We start from the raw sequence: 17,550 nt of genomic DNA on the forward strand, positions 1-17,550 counted from the left end.
GGGAACAATGCGGCCATCTTTTCAAAGGAGCTGCCCCATGAACACCGCCCTGCTGGTCATCGACGTCCAGGAATCCTTCCGCCACCGTCCCTACTTTGACGCCACGGCACTGCCGGCCTACATGGCCGAGCAGAACGCCCTGATCGACGGCTGCGTCGCCCAGGGCATCCCCGTGGTGCGCATCCTGCACAGCGACGGACCGGAGACACTGGACAACCCCTTCTCGCACGCCAGCGGCCATGTCCGTCCGCTGGCCGAGCTGTCCGTTTTTGATCCGGCCGCCAGCTTCGTCAAGCACCGCCACAGTGCCCTGGTCGGCACCGGGCTGGACGTCTGGCTGACCGCAAACGGCATCCGCCGGCTGATCGTGAGTGGCATCCGCACCGAGCAGTGCTGCGAAACCACCACCCGCCACGCCTCCGATCTCGGCTGGGAGGTCGACTATGTGCTGGACGCCACGCTGACCTTCGACATGACCCAGCCCGACGGCTCGCCCCTGACCGCGGCCGAGATCAAGGCGCGCACCGCCACCGTGCTGCAGGGCCGCTTCTGCACCCTCACCTCGGTGCGCGAGGCGCTGGCACGCGCCGGGGCCTCGGCGTGACCCGTCCGTTCGGAATCGCCATCCTGGCTTTCGACGATGTCGAGACGCTGGACCTGGCCGGTCCCTACGAAGTGTTCACCACGGCCGCCCGCATGGCGGCCCGCCCCGAGGCCGCGGACTGGCCCGGTCAACCCGTCGCAGCGGGATGGCAGGTGGCCTGTGTGGCGCGCACCCGGGCGCCGGTGCGCGCCCGGGCCGGGTTGCAGGTGCTGCCGACCCGGGATTTCAGCGACGAGACGACGGTGGACCTGCTGGTCGTGCCCGGTGGTGTGGTCGACGCCGCCGCCCGCTGCCCGGACACGCTGGCCTGGGTGCGGCGCGCCGGCGCTCAGGCGACGCTCACGGCCTCGGTCTGCACGGGCGTGTTCGTGCTGGCCGCCGCCGGGGTGGTGACCAACCACCGGGTGACGACGCACTGGGAGGACCTGGCCGACCTGCGTCGCCAGTGGCCGTTGCTGGACGTGGTCGATGGCGTGCGCTGGGTCGAGGACGGCCGCGTGTTCAGTTCGGCGGGCATCAGCGCCGGTATCGACCTGTCGCTGCACCTCGTGGCCCGCCTGATCTGCCCCGAACTGGCCGAACGCACCGCGCGACAGATGGACTACCGATGGATGAGCCGACCCGACTGACACCACCCACCTTGGTGGACGTGCACTTTGTGCTGCTGGACGACAGCCTGATCCTCGACTGGGCGGGCCCGGCCGAGGCGCTGCGCATGGCCAACCAGTCGCTGCTGGCCAAAGGCCGGCCGGCGGCCTTTGTGCTGCATTTCACCGGCCCCCGCGCCGAAACGGTCAGTTCGGTGGGTGCCCGGGTGTCGCATCTGGCCCCGCTGCCCGACCTGTCTCAGCCCCAGCGCCCGCAGTGGGTGGTGCTGGTGGGCCAGCCGGGCGACCGGGTGGAGCTGGACAGCCCTGCGGCGCGCGAGTTGCTGCACTGGCTGCGCGGCCTGCGCCTGACTGAGGGACAGGTGGAGCTGATGTGCATTTGCGCAGGTGCCGTGGTGGCCGCCCGCGCCGGCCTGCTGACGCGCCGCAAGGCCACGACGCACCACCACCACCTGGACGAGCTGCGCCAGTCCGCGCCCGACTGCGAGGTGCTGGCCAACCGGGTGTTCGTGCTGGACGCTCCGGTGTTCAGCAGCGCCGGCGTGACCACCGGCATCGACCTCACGCTGCACCGCATCGCCGCCCGTCTGGGGCCGGCACTCGCAGCCGAAGTGGCACAGACCATGGTGGTGGCGCTGCGCCGGGGCCCGCAGGACCCCGAACTCTCGCCCTTCCTGCACCACCGCGACCACCTGCACCCCGTCCTTCACCGGGTGCAGGACGCGGTGAGCCAGGCGCCGCAGGAGGCCTGGACCGTGCCGCGCATGGCAGACCGGGGCCACACCTCGGCGCGCCACCTGACCCGCCTGTTCGAAGAACACGCGGGGGTGTCACCGCTCACCTACCTGCAGCGCATCCGGCTCGCGGTGGCCCAGGCGGCGCTGCACAGCGGGCACAACGTCACGCAGGCCGCGCAGATCTCGGGGTTCGGGTCGGACACCCAGTTGCGCCGCGCCTGGCACCGGCACGGACAGCCGGGCACGCCCGGCACCACGCACAGAGCGGCGGCCCGCTGAGCGCTCAGCCCCGGGCGCGGCGCAGCTCGTTCAGCCGCGACTGAATGGCGTCGCGGTCCAGCGCATCGTCGGTGTGGGCGATGTAGACCTCCAGGTCCTGCGCGGCCAGGGCGGCATCGCCCATTTCGGCCCAGGCCAGGCCCCGGTCGCGGTACTCGATCCAGGCGTCGGGCAGCAGGATCAGCAGCCGGTCCTGCACTGCGATCAGGCGCAGCCAGTCTTCCTGCGTGCGGTGGATTTCCTTCAGGTTGCGCAGCATGCGGGCGATGATGTCGCGCGAGGGCGCCGCCTGCAGGTACAGGCCCACCGGCACGTCGAAGTCGTCGACCAGCCCGTTGCGCCGCTTGTAGGGTTCCAGCCGCTCGGACAGCTCCTCGCGGCTGAGCGACTGGCCGGTGAAGGGGTCAATCACCACCTGCCCCTCGGGCAGATTGATCTTGACCAGGAAGTGCCCGGGGAAGTTGATGCCGCGCGCCTTCAGGCCCAGGCCTTGCGCCAGCTCCAGCCACAGCACCGCCAGCGAGATCGGGATGCCGCGGCGCGTCCTGAGCAACACGTTGAGGTGGCTGTTGTCCGGGTCGTGGTAGTCGTTGACGTTGCCGCCGAAGCCCAGATCCCGGAAGAAAAACTGGTTGAGCGCGCGCAGGCGCTGCAGGGGCTCGGCGTCCGACGGGCTGCGCCGGCGCAGGCGCGAGAGCAGCACATCCACCTCACCCAGCACCTCCTGCACATCCAGGTCCGGGTACTCGTCCTGGGCGATGGAGGCCGCCGCCTCCAGCAGGGGCAGGCTGTCGTCGTCCTTCACCAGCGAGGCGAAATACGCCAGCGGCGTCGACGAAGGGAGTTCAAAGGCAGAAGGCATGATGGGTTCATTTTCGGACGAATTGCCGAAGTTTTAAACCCGAGAGCATCAGCGCGACAAAGTACAGCAGCGCCGCCCCCACCACGATCGCGGCCATCAGGCCGACCCGCAGCAGCGCACCGCCCTCGAACGCCACCCAGTTCACCGAACCGGCGCTCCACATCAGGAACACCGCCAGCAAGGCGCTGGCGGCCAGCACCTGCATCGAAAACCGTGCCCAGCCCGGGGCCGGCCGGTAGGCGCCGCGCCGCACCAGACCGATCAGCAGCCACAGCGCGTTGACCATTGCGCCCAGGCCGATGGCCAGCGCCAGGCCGGCATGGGCCAAACGGGGTACGAACAGCAGGTTCATGGCCTGGGTCAGCAGCAGCACCACGATGGCGATCTTCACCGGCGTGCGGATGTCCTGGCGCGCATAGAAGCCCGGCGCCAGCACCTTGATCGCCACCAGGCCCAGCAGGCCGGCGCCGTAGCCCATGAGGGCGGTCGTGGTCTGGGCCACGTCGCGCTCGGAGAACGCGCCGTAGTGGTAGAGCACCGCCACCAGGGGCTTGGCAAAGGTCAACAGGGCCACCGCGCAGGGCACCGCCAGCAGCACCACCAGCCGCAGACCCCAGTCCAGCAGCGCGCTGTAGCGCTCGCCGTCGTCGGCAGCCCGGGCGGCCGCCAACTGAGGCAGCAGCACCACGCCCAGCGCCACACCCAGCATCGCGGTCGGGAACTCCATCAGCCGGTCGGCGTAGCTGAGCCAGCTCACGCTGCCGGTGGCCAGGTGGGATGCGATCTGCGTGTTGATCAGCAGCGAGACCTGCGCCACGCTCACACCCAGCAAGGCCGGCAGCATCAGCGTGGTCACGCGCCGCGTGCCCGGGTGCGCCCAGGCCGCCTTGAGCGACGACCAGCGCAGGCCTACGCGCGGCAGCATGCCGATGCGCAACAGCGCCGGGATCTGCACCCCCAGCTGCAGGGCACCACCCAGCATCACGCCGGCCGCCATCGCGTAGATCGGCTCGATGCCCAAGGACTCGAACCAGGGTGCGCCCAGCCAGGCGGCCCCGATCATGGCCACGTTCAGCAGTACCGGCGTCGCAGCTGGCACGGCGAATTTTTTCCAGGTGTTCAGCACACCCGCCGACAGCGCCACCAGCGACATGAAGCCGATGTAGGGAAACATCCAGCGCGTCATCAGCACCGCCGACTCGAAGCCTTGGGGACTCTGCTTGAGGCCGCTGGCCATGGCCCAGACCAGCACCGGAGAGATCGCCACCCCCACCACGCAAGTGGCCACCAAGGCCCAGACCAGCACGGTGGCGATCTGGTTCACCAGTTCGCGGGTGGCGTCGTCGCCATCCTTGGCACGCACACCCGCGAGCACCGGCACGAAGGCCTGGCTGAACGCGCCCTCGGCGAACAGGCGGCGCAGCAGGTTCGGAATTCGGAAGGCGACGTTGAAGGCGTCGGTCAGGGCGCTGGCGCCGAAGGTGGACGCCATCAGCAGCTCGCGCACCAGACCGGTGATGCGCGAGGCCAGGGTCAACAGGGAAACCAGGGAGGCGGACTTGAAGAGCGACACCGCGGCAGTGTAACCACCCGGTCGCCGCCCGGCGGCCAGAACTGGCCTCACCTGGGGGTGCGTGATAGAATTGCTGGCTTTGCTGGCAACATCCCCAAACACTCAAAGGATATACACATGGCAACCAAGCCGAAGAAAAAGAACCCCCGTCTGGCGTCTGGCCGCAAGCGCGTCCGCCAGGACGTCAAACTGAACGCCGCCAACACCTCGCTGCGTTCCAAGTACCGCACCGCCGTCAAGAACGTCGAGAAGGCTGTTCTGGCCGGTGACAAGACCAAGGCCGCCGAGCTGTTCGGCAAGATGCAGGCCGTGGTCGACAGCGTCGCCGACAAGGGCATCTTCCACAAGAACAAGGCCGCTCGCGACAAGAGCCGCCTGTCCGCCAAGGTCAAGGCCCTGGCCACCGCCGCAGCCTGATCGGGCGACGTGCACCAGCCCGGACCGGTTCTCCGGTCCGCCGTTTGAAACGGTGCGCTGCCAGCAAAAAAAGAAAACCGCCCTCCGGGGCGGTTTTTCTTTGGGCGCTCGGGACGCTCAGTCACCGTCCCCGCCGATGAGCCCACCCAGCAGGCCGCCACCCAGGATGCCCGCGGCCAGACCGCCCTGCTCGCCACCCGAGCCACCGCCGCCCTGCGTGCGCGGCGCCGCCGCGAAGATGCGCGAGGCCAGGCGCGCAAACGGCAGCGACTGGATCCAGACCGTACCGGGGCCTCGCAGGGTGGCGAAGAACAGGCCCTCGCCGCCGAACAGCGCGGTTTTCACGCCCCCCACGAACTGGATGTCGAAATCGATGCCCGTGGTGTAGGCCACCACGCAGCCGGTGTCCACCCGCAGCACCTCGCCCGGCGCCAGATCGCGCTTGAGCACCGTGCCGCCCGAGTGCACGAAGGCCAGGCCGTCGCCTTCGAGCTTCTGCATGATGAACCCTTCACCGCCGAAGAAGCCGGTGCCCAGCTTGCGCTGGAAGGCGATGCCCAGGGACACGCCCTTGGCCGCGCAGAGGAAGGCGTCGCGCTGGCAGATCAGGGTGCCGCCGATCTGCGACAGGTCGAAGGGAATGATCTTGCCGGTGTAGGGCGCCGCGAACCCCACCTTGCGCTTGCCGCTGCCCTGGTTGGTGTAGACCGTGGTGAACAGCGACTCGCCGGTGATCAGGCGCTTGCCCGCACCCAGCAGCTTGCCGAAGAGGCCGCCGGCGCCCGACCCGGCCGAGCCGTCACCGAAGACGGTGGTCATGCCGATGCCGTCCTCCATGTACATCATGCTGCCGGCCTCGCCGATCGCGGCCTCGCCCGGGTCCAGCTCGATCTCGACGAACTGCATGTCGTCGCCGTGCAGGTAGTAGTCAACAACGTCCATTGCCATGGGAACACGCTCCTGATTCGGTTGGGAAGAAATCCGGAGCGGGAGCATACCCGCGAAGAAACGCGGGCTTCAGCCCTTGGCGGGCGGCTCGGGCAGCAGGCAGCCTTCGACGACCTGCAGGTCGTTGTCCTTGGCGAAGTTCATGACGAAGTCCCAGGCCATGGGCTCGGCCTCGCGCAGGTCGGTGTGCACGATCACCACCTTGGTGCCGTTCATCACCGTCGGCACGCACCAGGGCGAGTAGGCGATGTGGCTGCCGATGCGGCCGGACGCACCACCCGGGCCGAACGGGCTCATCACGCCCGCCAGACGCTCCGCCCAGTCGCTGGGGCGAAACGTGCGCCCATCCCGGGTGATTCCCTGGATGAACACTTGTTTGGTGGTGGGGCGGTCGGCCATGGAATGGAATGCCGTTGCGGATGGCGGTATTCTATCTTATATAAGACTTGAGATCAGGGTTAACCCGGCCGACGGCGGCTGACGGTACTGTGCCGCATCTCTGTGATGCAGAACAAGCAAAGAAGATGCCGGTGCCTGCCCCTAAAATCGCCTTTCAACGGCTCAACCTGCGTTGAGCCGCTTCTTTTTCTGGCCCCTGCTTCCGGAGTTCCCTCATGAAAGCCGCCCCCATCGTTCCGTCTTCGCCCCATGTGATGAACACCTACGGCCGCCTGCCGATCGCCCTGACGCACGGCAAGGGCTGCCGTGTCTGGGACGTCAACGGCAAGGAGTACCTGGACGCGCTGGCCGGCATCGCGGTGAACACCCTCGGGCATGGCCACCCCAAACTGGTGAAGGCGCTGCAGCAGCAGGTGGCGGACATGATCCACTGCTGCAACTACTACCACGTGCCCGGCCAGGAAGAACTGGCGAAGCTGCTGGTGGAACGTTCGGGCCTGACCAATGCCTTCTTCTGCTCCACCGGGCTGGAGGCCAACGAGGCCGCGCTCAAGCTGGCGCGCAAGTTCGGCCACGACAAAGGCATCGAGAAGCCGCAGATCGTGGTCTACGAGAAGGCCTTCCACGGCCGCTCCATCGCCACCCTGTCGGCCACGGGCAACCCCAAGGTGCAGGCCGGCTTCGGCCCGCTGGTCGAAGGCTTCATCCGCGTGCCGGCCAACGACCTGGAGGCACTGAAGAAAGCGACCCAGGGCAACCCGAACGTGGTCGCCGTGTTCTTCGAGACCATCCAGGGCGAAGGCGGCATCAACCCCATGCGTGCCGAGTACCTGCAGGGCGTGCGTGCGCTGTGCGACGCCAACGACTGGCTGATGATGATCGACGAGGTGCAGTGCGGCATGGGCCGCACCGGCAAGTGGTTTGCCCACCAGTGGGCCGGCATCAAGCCGGACGTGATGCCGCTGGCCAAGGGCCTGGGTTCGGGCGTGCCGATTGGCGCCGTCGTCGCCGGCCCCAAGGCCGCGAACATCTTCGGTCCGGGCAACCATGGCACCACCTTCGGTGGCAACCCGCTGTCCATGCGCGCGGGCATAGAGACCATCCGCATCATGGAAGAGGATGGCCTGCTGCAGAACGCCGCCAGGATGGGCACGCTGATCCAGACCAAGCTGGTCACCGCCCTGATGGGCAAGAAGGGCGTGAAAGAGGTGCGCGGCCAAGGCCTGATGATCGGCATCGAGCTGGAGCAGCCCTGCGGCGTGATCACGCAGCGCGCGGCCGACGCCGGCCTGCTGCTGTCGGTCACGGCCGACAACGTGATCCGACTGGTGCCGCCGCTGATCATCAGCGGCGCCGAGGCCGACGAAATTGTCGCCCGCCTGCTGCCGATCATCGAGACCTTCCTGAAAGAACAGGGCTGACCGCCCGGAGCGCACCGCATGAGCATCCGCCACTACCTGCAGTTCAAGGATTTCAGCGCCGAGGAATACGGCTACCTGCTGCGCCGCGCCGCCTTCATCAAGGCCAAGTTCAAGGCGGTCGAGAAGTACCAGCCCTTCGCCGACCCGGACCGCACCCTGGCCATGATCTTCGAGAAGGCCAGCACGCGCACCCGCGTGAGCTTCGAGGCCGGCATGTACCAGATGGGGGGCTCGGTGGTGCACCTGACCACCGGCGACAGCCAGCTCGGCCGCGCCGAACCGATCGAAGACAGCGCGCGCGTGATCAGCCGCATGGTCGACATCGTGATGATCCGCACCTTCGGCCAGGACAAGATCGAGAAGTTCGCGCAGTTCTCGCGCGTACCCGTCATCAACGGCCTGACCAACGAATTCCACCCCTGCCAGATCCTGGCCGACCTGTTCACCCTGACCGAGTACCGCCCGGCCCCCAGCGGCGACCCGCTGGACGCCGTCCGCGGCAAGGTGGTGGCCTGGGTGGGCGACGGCAACAACATGGCCAACACCTGGCTGCAGGCGGCCGAGCTGCTGGGCTTCACGGTGCACGTGAGCACGCCCAGCGGCTACGAGGTGGACGCGAAGCTGGCCGGCATCAGCAACCCGGCCTGCTACAAGGTGTTCAAGGACCCGAAGGAAGCCTGCCAGGGCGCCGACCTGGTGACCACCGACGTGTGGACCAGCATGGGCTACGAGGCCGAGAACGAGGTGCGCCGTGCCGCCTTCAAGCAGTGGTGCGTGGACGAGGCCATGATGGCCGTGGCCCAGCCCGACGCGCTGTTCATGCACTGCCTGCCCGCCCACCGCGGCGAGGAAGTGACCGCCGAGGTCATCGACGGCCCGCAGAGCGTGGTCTGGGACGAGGCCGAGAACCGCATGCACGTGCAGAAGGCGCTGATGGAATACCTGCTGCTGGGCCACCTGGCCTGAGCCGTCCCGTGAGCGCCTGCACGACCTGCGGCGCCTGCTGCGCCAGCTTCCGCGTGGACTTCTCGGTGTTCGAGACGCAATCCGAAGGCGGCAGCGTGCCCGATGGCCTGTGGGTGCCGGTGACCGACGGCATCAGCCGCATGCGCGGCACCGACCACGGCCGTCCGCGCTGCGCGGCGCTGTACGGCCCCGTGGGCCAGAAGGCGACCTGCGGCATCTACGAATGGCGACCCAGCCCCTGCCGCGAGTTCGAGGAAGGCAGCGACGCCTGTGCGTCGGCGCGCCGCCGCCACGGCCTGCCTGCCCTGGGCGATGGCCGGTCTCTCTGAACACGCGCCCCAATGCAAGCCCTGCTCGACGCCATCGCCCGCACCACACCGGGCTCCGACGCGCAACGCCTGTTCCATGGCCGCGGTGGCCTGCACCCCGGCAGCGAGGACTGGGCACTCGACTGGTACCCGCCCGTGTGGGTGCTCACCAAGTTCGGAGAGGCCACCGACGACGAGACCCGTGCCGTGGGTGAGGCGCTGGCCGCCCGGCAGGCCCAAGTCGCGCCCGGCCAGCCGCTGAACTGGGTGTTCCAGCGCCGCCAGCCCGACGGCCCGGTGAGCCGCCCCGTCACCGACGTGATGGCGGGCGATGTGCCCGATCCGCATCTGGTCAGCGAGGATGGCGCACGCTACCGCGTGCAGGTGCAGCGCGGCCAGAACCACGGCCTGTTCCTCGACATGGCCGAAGGCCGGCGCTGGGTGCGCGCGCATGCGCAAGGCGCCAAGGTGCTCAACCTGTTCGCCTACACCTGTGCCTTTTCGGTGGCCGCGCTGCAGGGCGGCGCGAAAGAGGTCATCAACCTCGACATGGCGCAGGGCGCGCTGACCACCGGCCAGCAGAACCACCAGCTCAACGGCATCCACGGCCGCGCCAAGTTCCTCGCGCACGACCTGTTCAGTTCCTGGGGCAAGGTCACGCGCATGGGGCCGTACGACCTGGTGGTTGCCGACCCGCCGAGCTACCAGAAGGGCAGCTTCGTGGCGACCAAGGACTGGCCGCGCCTGCTGCGCCGCCTGCCCGACCTGCTCAAGCCCGGCGGCCGTGCCCTGCTCTGCCTGAATGCGCCGGAGATCCCCGAACAGTTCCTGCGCGACCAGCTGGCCGCCGAGGCGCAGGCACTGGTGATCGAGCAGCGCCTGCCCAACCCCGCCGCCTTCGCCGACGTGTCGCCCGACCGCGCGCTGAAGGTGCTGGTGGTGCGGCTGCCGGCGCTGGCCTGACCGGCTTCAGTGGCAGCCGCCCGAGCGGCCGCTGCAGCCCTTGCAGGCCCCGCAGGCCGACGGTGGTGGGGCCTCGGCCTCCGCCGGGTTGCGCAGCGGCGACCCGGACCGCACGCGGCGCCACCACGGCTGCAGCAGGTAGACCAGCGCGCCGCCCACGCACAGCAGCACGATCAGAAACTGGATGTTCATGAACCGCTCCAGGCCAGCACCAGCCGGTAGGTGAACCACGAGGCCACCCAGGCCAGGGCGAACAGGTAGACCGTGACGATGGCCGCGTGGCGCCAACCCCCCGCCTCGCGCCGGATCGCCGCCAGCGTGGCCACGCACTGCGGCGCGTAGACGAACCACACCAGCAGCGACAGCGCCGTGGCCAGTGACCACTGGCTGCCGATCAGGCCACCGAGTGCGTCGGCCACCTGGTCGCCGCTGGCGCTCAGCGCGTACACCGTGCCCAGCGCCGCAACCACGACCTCGCGCGCGGCCATGGCCGGGATCAGCGCCACCACGATGCGCCAGTCGAAACCCAGCGGCGCGAACAGCGGCGCCAGCAACAGGCCCAGGCGGCCGGCGAAGCTGGCCTCAACCGGCGCGCCGGTGAATCCCTCCGGCGGCGCCGGGTAGCTGGAGAGGAACCACAGCAGCACCATCAGCGCCAGGATGATCCCGCCCACGCGCCGGATGAAGATCAGCGCGCGCTCCCACAGGCCGCGCGCGATGTTGCGCACGCTGGGCCAGCGGTAGGCCGGCAGCTCCATCAGCAGCGGCGTCGACCGGCGGCCGGCGCCGCGGCGCGAGACGATGAAAGCCACCGCCATCGCGCTGGCGATGCCCAGCGCGTACAGCCCAAACAGCACCAGACCCTGCAGGTTGAACAGGCCCGCCACGCTGCGCTGAGGCACGAAGGCGCCGATCAGCAGCGCGTACACCGGCAGCCGCGCCGAGCAGGTCATCAGCGGCGCCACCAGGATGGTGAGCCAGCGGTCGCGCCAGTGGCTGATGGTGCGCGTGGCCATGATGCCGGGCACCGCGCAGGCGAAGCTGGACAGCAGTGGAATGAACGAGCGGCCCGAGAGCCCCACGCTGCCCATCAGCCGGTCCATGAGGAAAGCCGCGCGCGGCAGATAACCCGAGTCTTCGAGCAGGAAAATGAACAGGAACAGCACCAGGATCTGCGGCAGGAACACCAGCACGCCACCCACGCCCGCGATCACGCCGTCCACCAGCAGGCTGCGCAGCGGCCCCTCGGCCATGTGCGCAGCCACCTGTTCGCCCAGCCAGCCCATGCCCGCTTCGATCAGGTCCATGGGCCAGGCGGCCCAGGCGAACACCGCCTGGAACATCAGCAGCAACAGGCCCGCCAGCAGCACGTAGCCCCAGACCGGGTGCAGCGCCCAGCGGTCGATGCGGTCGTCGGCGGTCCAGCGGCGCGGCGGCTCGTCCAGCACCGCGGCCAGCAGGGTGCGCACGCGCAGGTTCAGCTGCCCGGGGTCGGTCGCCACGCCCAGGTCGCCGGGTGCTTGCGCTGGCGGCAGACCGGCCGCCATCAGTTCGTCGAGCTGGCGCAGCAGGGCCTGGGCACCGTCGCGCTGCACGCCCACGGCCGTGACCACCGGCAGGCCCAGTTCTTCGGCCAGGCGGGCGGTGTCGATGCGCAGCCCCCGCGCCTGCGCCACATCGGCCATGTTCAGCACCAGCACCATCGGCAGGCCCAGCGCCTGGGCTTCGAGCACCAGGCGCAGGTTCAGGCGCAGGTGGGTGGCGTCGACCACGCAGACCAGCAGGTCGGGCCGCGCCTCGCCGGGCAGGCGGCCGGTGACCACGTCGCGCGTGACCGACTCGTCCTGGCTCAGCGGCTCCAGGCTGTAGGTGCCCGGCAGGTCCAGCACCTGGGCCCGCCGGCCCTGCGGGGTTTCGAGCCAGCCCTGCTTGCGCTCGACCGTCACGCCGGCGTAGTTGGCGACCTTCTGGCGCGCACCGGTGAGCAGGTTGAACAGCGCGGTCTTGCCGCAGTTCGGGTTGCCCAGCAGCGCCAGGCGGGGCAGTGCCACAGCGCCGTTCATGCCGCCTCCCGCACGCGCAGCAGCGCCGCCTCGTGGGCCCGCAGCGCGAAGGTCGAGCCACCCACGCGCACGGCGATCGGCCCACCACGGCCGCCGGCGCGCGCCACGATTTCGACCACCTCGCCGGGCAGGAAGCCGATCTCGGCCAGGCGGTGCAGGGTCCGGCGAACCTCGGGGTCGTGCACCGTCGCAAAACCCTGCAGCAGCGCCGGGGTGCGCAGGGGCCAAGCGTCGAGCGTGCGCGGCGCGGTGTCGCGGGCGTCCGGGCAGGCGCCGGTGCAGGAAGGGGACGGGGCAGTGGACATGGTGGAACCCGACATTGGAAGAAGAGATGTTCTCAATGTAATCAAACGAGAGTGGTTCTCATTTGCTTTTAATCAAAGTCTGGCCGATTTCTTTGCCCTGCATCCAATTTGCTTTAGGTTTAAATTATTTTCTGATCGTTGGGAATAACCGACACCACGGTTTTTTCGTGGGTGCTACCTTCCGCTAACCATGAAAAAGCTCTGGGACATTTCCCCTCCTGTGCATGCCGGATCGCCCGTGTTTCCGGGCGACACGGCCTATTCGCAACAGTGGGTGGCCCGCATCGGCCCCGGCTGCCCGGTCAACGTGAGTGCCATCACGCTGAGCCCGCACGTGGGCGCCCACGCCGACGCGCCGCTGCACTACGACCCCGAGGGCGCGGCCATCGGCGCTGTGGACCTGCAGGCCTTCATCGGCCCGTGCCGGGTGGTCCACGCCATCGGCTGCGGGCCGCTGGTGCGGCCGGAGCACATCGCGCACGCGATGGACGGCCTCCCGCCACGGGTGTTGGTCAGGGTCTACGAGCGCATGCCGCAGGACCGCTTCGATACCGCCCTGCCCGCCTTCGCACCCGAGACCGTGGCCCTGCTGGCCGACCGCGGCGTGGTGCTGATCGGCATCGACAGCGCCAGCATCGACCCGGCCGAGAGCAAGACCCTGGACAGCCACCAGACCATCCGCCGGCGCGGCCTGCGCGTGCTGGAGAACCTGCTGCTGGACGACGTGCCCGAGGGCGACTACGAGCTGATTGCCCTGCCCCTGAAGCTGACCACCGCCGACGCCAGCCCGGTGCGCGCGGTGTTGCGTGAACTGTGAACCCGAAGGAGACCCACCGATGACCACCAAAGAAGACTGCCTGCAGAGGGACATCCAGGACCCGCTGCGCGACCTGCGCGACGAGTTCAACCTGCCCGTCGACACCATTTACCTCGACGGCAACTCGCTGGGCGTGATGCCGCGGGCCGCCCCCGGCCGCGTGGCCCAGGTGGTGACGCAGGAATGGGGCACCGACCTGATTCAAAGCTGGAACAAGCACGGTTGGTTCCAGATGCCGGGCAAGGTGGGCGACAAGATTGCCCGACTGATCGGCGCCGGCCCGGGCGAGGTGGTGGCCACCGACAGCACCTCGGTCAACCTGTTCAAGGTGCTGAGCGCGGCCATGAACATCGCCGCCGCCGACGCACCCCAGCGCAAGCGCATCGTGAGCGAGCGCAGCAACTTCCCGACCGACCTCTACATCGCCGAGGCGCTGTGCAAGCAGCACGGCATGGAACTGGTGCTGGTCGAGCCCGAGGAGATTGCCGCCTCGCTGACCGCCGAGGTCGCCATCCTCATGCTCACGCACGTGAACTACCGCACCGGCGCCATGCACGACATGGCGGCCGTGACCGCGGCCGCGCACGCCGAGGGCATCCTGACCGTGTGGGACCTGGCGCACAGCGCGGGCGCGGTGCCGGTGGACCTGAAGAAGGCCAAGGCCGACTTCTCGGTCGGCTGCGGCTACAAGTACCTCAACGGCGGCCCCGGCGCGCCCGCCTTCGTCTGGGTCAACCCGCTGCACGCCGACCGCTTCTGGCAACCGCTGGCCGGCTGGTGGGGCCACGCCGCGCCCTTCGCCTTCACGCCCGACTACCAGCCCGCACCGGGCATCACGCGCTACCAGTGCGGCACGCAACCCATGATCAGCCTGGCCGCGCTGGAATGCGGTGTGGACACCGTGCTGGGCGCCGAGCCCTTCGGCGGCATGGCCGCGCTGCGCGCCAAGTCGCTGGCGCTGACCGACCTCTTCATTCAACTCGTCGAAGAGCGCTGCGCGGGCCACGGCCTGGGTCTGGCGACGCCACGGGAACACGCGCTGCGCGGTTCCCAGGTCTGTCTGACCCGAGACGAAGGGGCGTACGCCATCGTGCAGGCCCTGATCGCGCGCGGCGTGATCGGCGACTACCGCGCCGGCGACGGCGGGCGCCACAAGGACATCCTGCGATTCGGCTTCACGCCGCTGTACATCGGCTTTGTCGACGTGTGGAACGCGGTCGAGTACCTGAAGCAGGTGCTCGAATCGGGCGAGTGGAAGCGCCCCGAGTTCAACCAGAAACATGCGGTGACCTGAGAGGAGACGCCATGACCTGCCCCTACCACGACACCGGCGGCAGCACGCCCGCCTCGGCCACCGAATCCATCGTGCGCGACGAGAAGGCGCAGCTGGATTTCAGCCACGACATGAGCTACGGCGACTACCTGCAGCTCGACGCCATCCTGACGGCGCAGAAGCCGCTCTCGCCCGCCCACGACGAGATGCTGTTCATCGTGCAGCACCAGACCAGCGAGCTCTGGATGAAGCTGATGCTGCACGAGCTGACCGCCGCGATCCGCAACATCGCGGCCGACGAGCTGAACCCCGCTTTCAAGCAGATGGCGCGCGTCTCGAAGATCATGGAGCAGCTGGTGCACGCCTGGGACGTGCTGGCCACCATGACGCCGCCCGAGTACAGCGCGATCCGCCCCTACCTGGGCCATTCCAGCGGCTTCCAGAGCTTCCAGTACCGCTGCATCGAGTTCGCGATGGGCAACAAGAACGCCGCCATGCTCAAGCCGCACGCGCACCACCCGGAGCGCGCGGCCATGGTGCAGGCGGCCTACGAAGCGCCTTCGCTCTACGACGAGTGTCTGCGCCTGATGGCGCGCCGCGGCATCGCCGTGCCGGCCAGCCATCTGGAGCGCGACTGGACCCAGCCCTACGAGGCCAGCGAGGCGGTCGAACAGGCCTGGCTGCAGGTCTACCGCAACCCGAAGCAGCACTGGGATCTGTACCAGCTCGGCGAAGAACTCACCGACCTGGAAGACGCCTTCCGCCTCTGGCGTTTCCGCCACGTCACCACGGTCGAGCGCGTGATCGGTTTCAAGCGCGGCACCGGCGGCACCGGCGGCGTGAGCTACCTGCGCAAGATGCTCGATGTCGTTCTTTTCCCCGAGATCTGGACCCTGCGCACGGCGCTCTGATCTCCCCGCTCCGGCATGATGGCGCATGGCCGCCATCACCCTCGCCCACCTGCGCCGCCACGCCGTGGCGCGCAGCCTGTTCCCTCCCACCACCCTGCCCAAAGCCATCGATCGCCTGGGCTTCGTGCAGGCCGACCCGATCCGTTCGCCCGCCCGCGCGCAGGACCTGACGCTGCGCCACCGCGTCCAGGGCTACCGGGTCGGTGACCTGGAACGGCGCTATCCGAGGCTCCAGGTCGAAGAGGACTTCTTCGTCAACTACGGCTTCGTCACACCCGAACTGCACGCGCTCATGCACCCGCGCAGCGCGCTGCGCGAATGGCCGGCCGAGCGCTGGACGCAAGCGGAAGCGGTGTGGCACTTCGTGCACGCACGCGGCGAGGCCCACCCACGCGAGGTGGACGAGCACTTCGCCCACGGCCACACCACCAACGGCTTCGGTGGTCGGTCCAAGGCCAGCACCCAGCTGCTGGACGCGATGCATTACCGCGGCCTGCTGCGCGTGGCGCGGCGCGACAACGGCATCCGCCTCTATACGGCTCACCAGCCGCAGACCGCGCCCGACGATGTGCCCGCCACGCTGGACCGGCTGGTGGACGTGCTGGTGAACAAGTACGCGCCCCTGCCCCAGCCCGGCCTGCGCCAGCTGGTGGCCATGCTGCAGCACGCGGTGCCGCAGTGGAAGGGCCTGTTGCGCGCGGCGCTGCAACGCGCCACCCAGCGCCTGCCGAATGCCGAGCTGGACGGCGTGCGCTGGTTCTGGCCTGAGGGCGAAGACCCGGCCGCGCGCCGCTGGAAAGTGGAAGAGCGCGTACGCCTGCTCGCCCCCTTCGACCCCGTGGTCTGGGACCGCGGCCGCTTCGAGCGGCTGTGGGGCTGGGCCTACCGCTTCGAGGCCTACACCCCGCCCGCGAAGCGCGTGCGCGGCTACTACGCGCTGCCGCTGCTGTGGCGCGACGAAGTGATCGGCTGGGGCAACCTGTCGGTGGTGGGTGGGCGCCTGCAGCCCGACATCGGCCATGTCAACGGACAGGCGCCGAAAGACCAGGAGTTCCGGCAGGCGCTGGATGCCGAGCTGGCGGACATGGCCGCTTGTCTCGGCGTCAATTCGCCTTGATGTTGTTCTTCTGAATCACGTCGGCCATGGCCGCGGTGTCGGCGGCGATGCGCTTGGCCAGACCTTCCGGCGACGTGCCCGCCACCTGCCAGCCCTGGTTCAGGATTTTCTGGCGGATCTCGGGGCGGCGCACGATCTCGGCCAGCAGCGTGGCCAGCTTCTGCACATGGGCCTTGGGCATGCCCACCGGTGCGGCCACCGCGTTCCAGATCTCCAGCTGCAGACCCTGCACACCCGCGTCGGCCAGGCTCGCCACCTCGGGCACCACGCTGCTGCGGCCCGTGGATGTGACGCCGACAGCCTGCAGCTTGCCGCCCTTGACCTGGGCCATCGCCAGTCCCGGTGGCAGCAGGGCCATCTGGACCTGGCCGCCGATCAGCCCGGTGATCACCTGCGGGTTGCCCGGGTAGGGCACATGCACCGGCGCAATGCCGGCCTTGGCCTTGAGCAGTTCCATGCCCAGGTGGGCCACCGTGCCCACGCCGGGGGTGCCGTAGTTGAGCTTGTCGCCCTGCGCCTTGGCCTGGTCGAAGAAGGCCTTGCCGACCGGTGCGCCTGCGGGCGCCGCCAGCACCAGCGGCGAGACCGCGATCAGCGAGACCGGCTGCAGGTCCTTGAGCGGGTCGTAGGTGGTGGCGGGGTTGAGGATCTTGGCGATGGTGAGGTTGCCGTTGATCATCAGCCCGATGGTGTGGTCGTCGGTGGCGCGGGCCACGGCGTCGGCACCGATGTTGCCGCCCGCGCCGGCCTTGTTCTCGACGATCACCGGCTGGCCCAGCGCCTGCGACAGCGGCTCGGCCAGCAGGCGCGCGGTCAGGTCGGGCGAGGATCCGGCCGGGAAACCGACCACCATCTTCAGCGGCTTGCTGGGCCAGGCGGTCTGGGCGAAGGTGGACGACGCACCGAGTGCAAAAAACATCCCTGCGGCGATGGTGGCGGCAATGGCTTGGCGGCGTGGCTGGCTGGGCATGGGTCGGCT

20 protein-coding genes are annotated in these 17,550 nt (G+C 69.1%); 12 read left to right on the forward strand and 8 right to left on the reverse strand.

The window, feature by feature from the left end; genetic code table 11:
• Window positions 1-37: 37 nt before the first annotated feature.
• Genes BC358_RS18650 through BC358_RS18660 form a run of 3 tightly spaced genes read left to right on the forward strand, consistent with a single transcriptional unit; the run spans window position 38 to window position 2,228 of the window.
• Complete coding sequence (locus tag BC358_RS18650; protein WP_079366983.1) at window positions 38-604, forward strand: isochorismatase family protein; 567 nt, start codon at window positions 38-40, stop codon at window positions 602-604.
• Window positions 601-1,233 carry a DJ-1/PfpI family protein gene (locus BC358_RS18655; protein ID WP_079366984.1) on the forward strand — a complete coding sequence of 211 codons (633 nt, stop codon included), beginning with the start codon at window positions 601-603 and terminating at the stop codon, window positions 1,231-1,233. The genes BC358_RS18650 and BC358_RS18655 overlap by 4 nt, the downstream gene beginning before the upstream one ends.
• Window positions 1,212-2,228 carry a GlxA family transcriptional regulator gene (locus tag BC358_RS18660; protein ID WP_079366985.1) on the forward strand — a complete coding sequence of 339 codons (1,017 nt, stop codon included), beginning with the start codon at window positions 1,212-1,214 and terminating at the stop codon, window positions 2,226-2,228. The genes BC358_RS18655 and BC358_RS18660 overlap by 22 nt, the downstream gene beginning before the upstream one ends.
• Before the next feature lie 4 nt (window positions 2,229-2,232).
• Here the strand turns inward: BC358_RS18660 and BC358_RS18665 are convergent, their stop codons facing one another.
• Window positions 2,233-3,090 carry a SirB1 family protein gene (locus BC358_RS18665; protein ID WP_066149852.1) on the reverse strand — a complete coding sequence of 286 codons (858 nt, stop codon included), beginning with the start codon at window positions 3,088-3,090 and terminating at the stop codon, window positions 2,233-2,235.
• 7 nt (window positions 3,091-3,097) lie between these two features.
• Window positions 3,098-4,663, reverse strand: coding sequence for a murein biosynthesis integral membrane protein MurJ (gene murJ / locus BC358_RS18670; protein ID WP_079366986.1), 1,566 nt, complete (start codon window positions 4,661-4,663; stop codon window positions 3,098-3,100).
• 117 nt (window positions 4,664-4,780) lie between these two features.
• On the opposite strand from murJ, the gene rpsT reads away from it, so the two are divergent.
• Complete coding sequence (gene rpsT, locus BC358_RS18675) at window positions 4,781-5,080, forward strand: 30S ribosomal protein S20 (RefSeq protein ID WP_066149844.1); 300 nt, start codon at window positions 4,781-4,783, stop codon at window positions 5,078-5,080.
• Between the two features lie 117 nt (window positions 5,081-5,197).
• Here the strand turns inward: rpsT and BC358_RS18680 are convergent, their stop codons facing one another.
• Window positions 5,198-6,028: a TIGR00266 family protein gene (locus tag BC358_RS18680; protein ID WP_079366987.1), complete on the reverse strand. Its 831-nt coding sequence runs from the start codon at window positions 6,026-6,028 to the stop codon at window positions 5,198-5,200.
• 69 nt (window positions 6,029-6,097) lie between these two features.
• Window positions 6,098-6,427: a DUF3579 domain-containing protein gene (locus tag BC358_RS18685; RefSeq protein WP_079366988.1), complete on the reverse strand. Its 330-nt coding sequence runs from the start codon at window positions 6,425-6,427 to the stop codon at window positions 6,098-6,100.
• 215 nt (window positions 6,428-6,642) lie between these two features.
• Between BC358_RS18685 and BC358_RS18690 the strand changes: the two genes are divergently transcribed.
• The 4 genes from BC358_RS18690 to BC358_RS18705 are packed head-to-tail and all read left to right on the forward strand — an operon-like array spanning window position 6,643 to window position 10,085.
• A complete protein-coding gene (locus BC358_RS18690; protein ID WP_066149836.1) occupies window positions 6,643-7,848 on the forward strand; it encodes an aspartate aminotransferase family protein in 1,206 nt (401 codons plus the stop codon).
• An 18-nt stretch (window positions 7,849-7,866) separates the two neighbouring features.
• Window positions 7,867-8,814, forward strand: a complete 948-nt coding sequence (argF, locus tag BC358_RS18695; protein WP_066149833.1) for an ornithine carbamoyltransferase — start codon at window positions 7,867-7,869, stop codon at window positions 8,812-8,814.
• Window positions 8,815-8,822: 8 nt separating this feature from the next.
• Window positions 8,823-9,143: a YkgJ family cysteine cluster protein gene (locus BC358_RS18700; protein WP_079366989.1), complete on the forward strand. Its 321-nt coding sequence runs from the start codon at window positions 8,823-8,825 to the stop codon at window positions 9,141-9,143.
• A gap of 12 nt (window positions 9,144-9,155) precedes the next feature.
• Window positions 9,156-10,085, forward strand: a complete 930-nt coding sequence (locus BC358_RS18705) for a class I SAM-dependent methyltransferase (protein WP_079366990.1) — start codon at window positions 9,156-9,158, stop codon at window positions 10,083-10,085.
• Between the two features lie 6 nt (window positions 10,086-10,091).
• On the opposite strand, the gene BC358_RS18710 is transcribed toward BC358_RS18705, so the two are convergent.
• From BC358_RS18710 to BC358_RS18720, 3 genes are read right to left on the reverse strand one after another with little or no spacing between them, the layout of a single operon-like run.
• Window positions 10,092-10,277, reverse strand: a complete 186-nt coding sequence (locus tag BC358_RS18710) for a hypothetical protein (protein WP_079366991.1) — start codon at window positions 10,275-10,277, stop codon at window positions 10,092-10,094.
• Window positions 10,274-12,148, reverse strand: coding sequence for a ferrous iron transport protein B (gene feoB, locus BC358_RS18715; protein WP_079366992.1), 1,875 nt, complete (start codon window positions 12,146-12,148; stop codon window positions 10,274-10,276). The genes BC358_RS18710 and feoB overlap by 4 nt, the downstream gene beginning before the upstream one ends.
• Complete coding sequence (locus BC358_RS18720; protein ID WP_079367123.1) at window positions 12,145-12,453, reverse strand: FeoA family protein; 309 nt, start codon at window positions 12,451-12,453, stop codon at window positions 12,145-12,147. Before BC358_RS18720 ends, feoB begins: the two co-directional genes overlap by 4 nt.
• A gap of 190 nt (window positions 12,454-12,643) precedes the next feature.
• Here BC358_RS18720 and kynB point away from each other — a divergent pair, with 190 nt between their 5' ends.
• From kynB to BC358_RS18740, 4 genes are read left to right on the forward strand one after another with little or no spacing between them, the layout of a single operon-like run.
• A complete protein-coding gene (gene kynB, locus BC358_RS18725) occupies window positions 12,644-13,270 on the forward strand; it encodes an arylformamidase (protein ID WP_079366993.1) in 627 nt (208 codons plus the stop codon).
• 19 nt (window positions 13,271-13,289) lie between these two features.
• Window positions 13,290-14,564: a kynureninase gene (gene kynU, locus BC358_RS18730; protein ID WP_066149814.1), complete on the forward strand. Its 1,275-nt coding sequence runs from the start codon at window positions 13,290-13,292 to the stop codon at window positions 14,562-14,564.
• A gap of 11 nt (window positions 14,565-14,575) precedes the next feature.
• A complete protein-coding gene (gene kynA / locus BC358_RS18735; RefSeq protein ID WP_079366994.1) occupies window positions 14,576-15,454 on the forward strand; it encodes a tryptophan 2,3-dioxygenase in 879 nt (292 codons plus the stop codon).
• Between the two features lie 25 nt (window positions 15,455-15,479).
• Window positions 15,480-16,571, forward strand: a complete 1,092-nt coding sequence (locus BC358_RS18740; RefSeq protein WP_079366995.1) for a DNA glycosylase AlkZ-like family protein — start codon at window positions 15,480-15,482, stop codon at window positions 16,569-16,571.
• Here BC358_RS18740 and BC358_RS18745 read toward each other — a convergent pair.
• Window positions 16,558-17,541 carry a tripartite tricarboxylate transporter substrate binding protein gene (locus tag BC358_RS18745; protein WP_079366996.1) on the reverse strand — a complete coding sequence of 328 codons (984 nt, stop codon included), beginning with the start codon at window positions 17,539-17,541 and terminating at the stop codon, window positions 16,558-16,560. The two genes, BC358_RS18740 and BC358_RS18745, sit on opposite strands and share 14 nt — an antisense overlap.
• Window positions 17,542-17,550: the final 9 nt, after the last annotated feature.

Source organism: Hydrogenophaga sp. H7, from assembly GCF_002025745.1.
Taxonomy (GTDB): Bacteria; Pseudomonadota; Gammaproteobacteria; order Burkholderiales; family Burkholderiaceae_C; genus Hydrogenophaga; species Hydrogenophaga pseudoflava.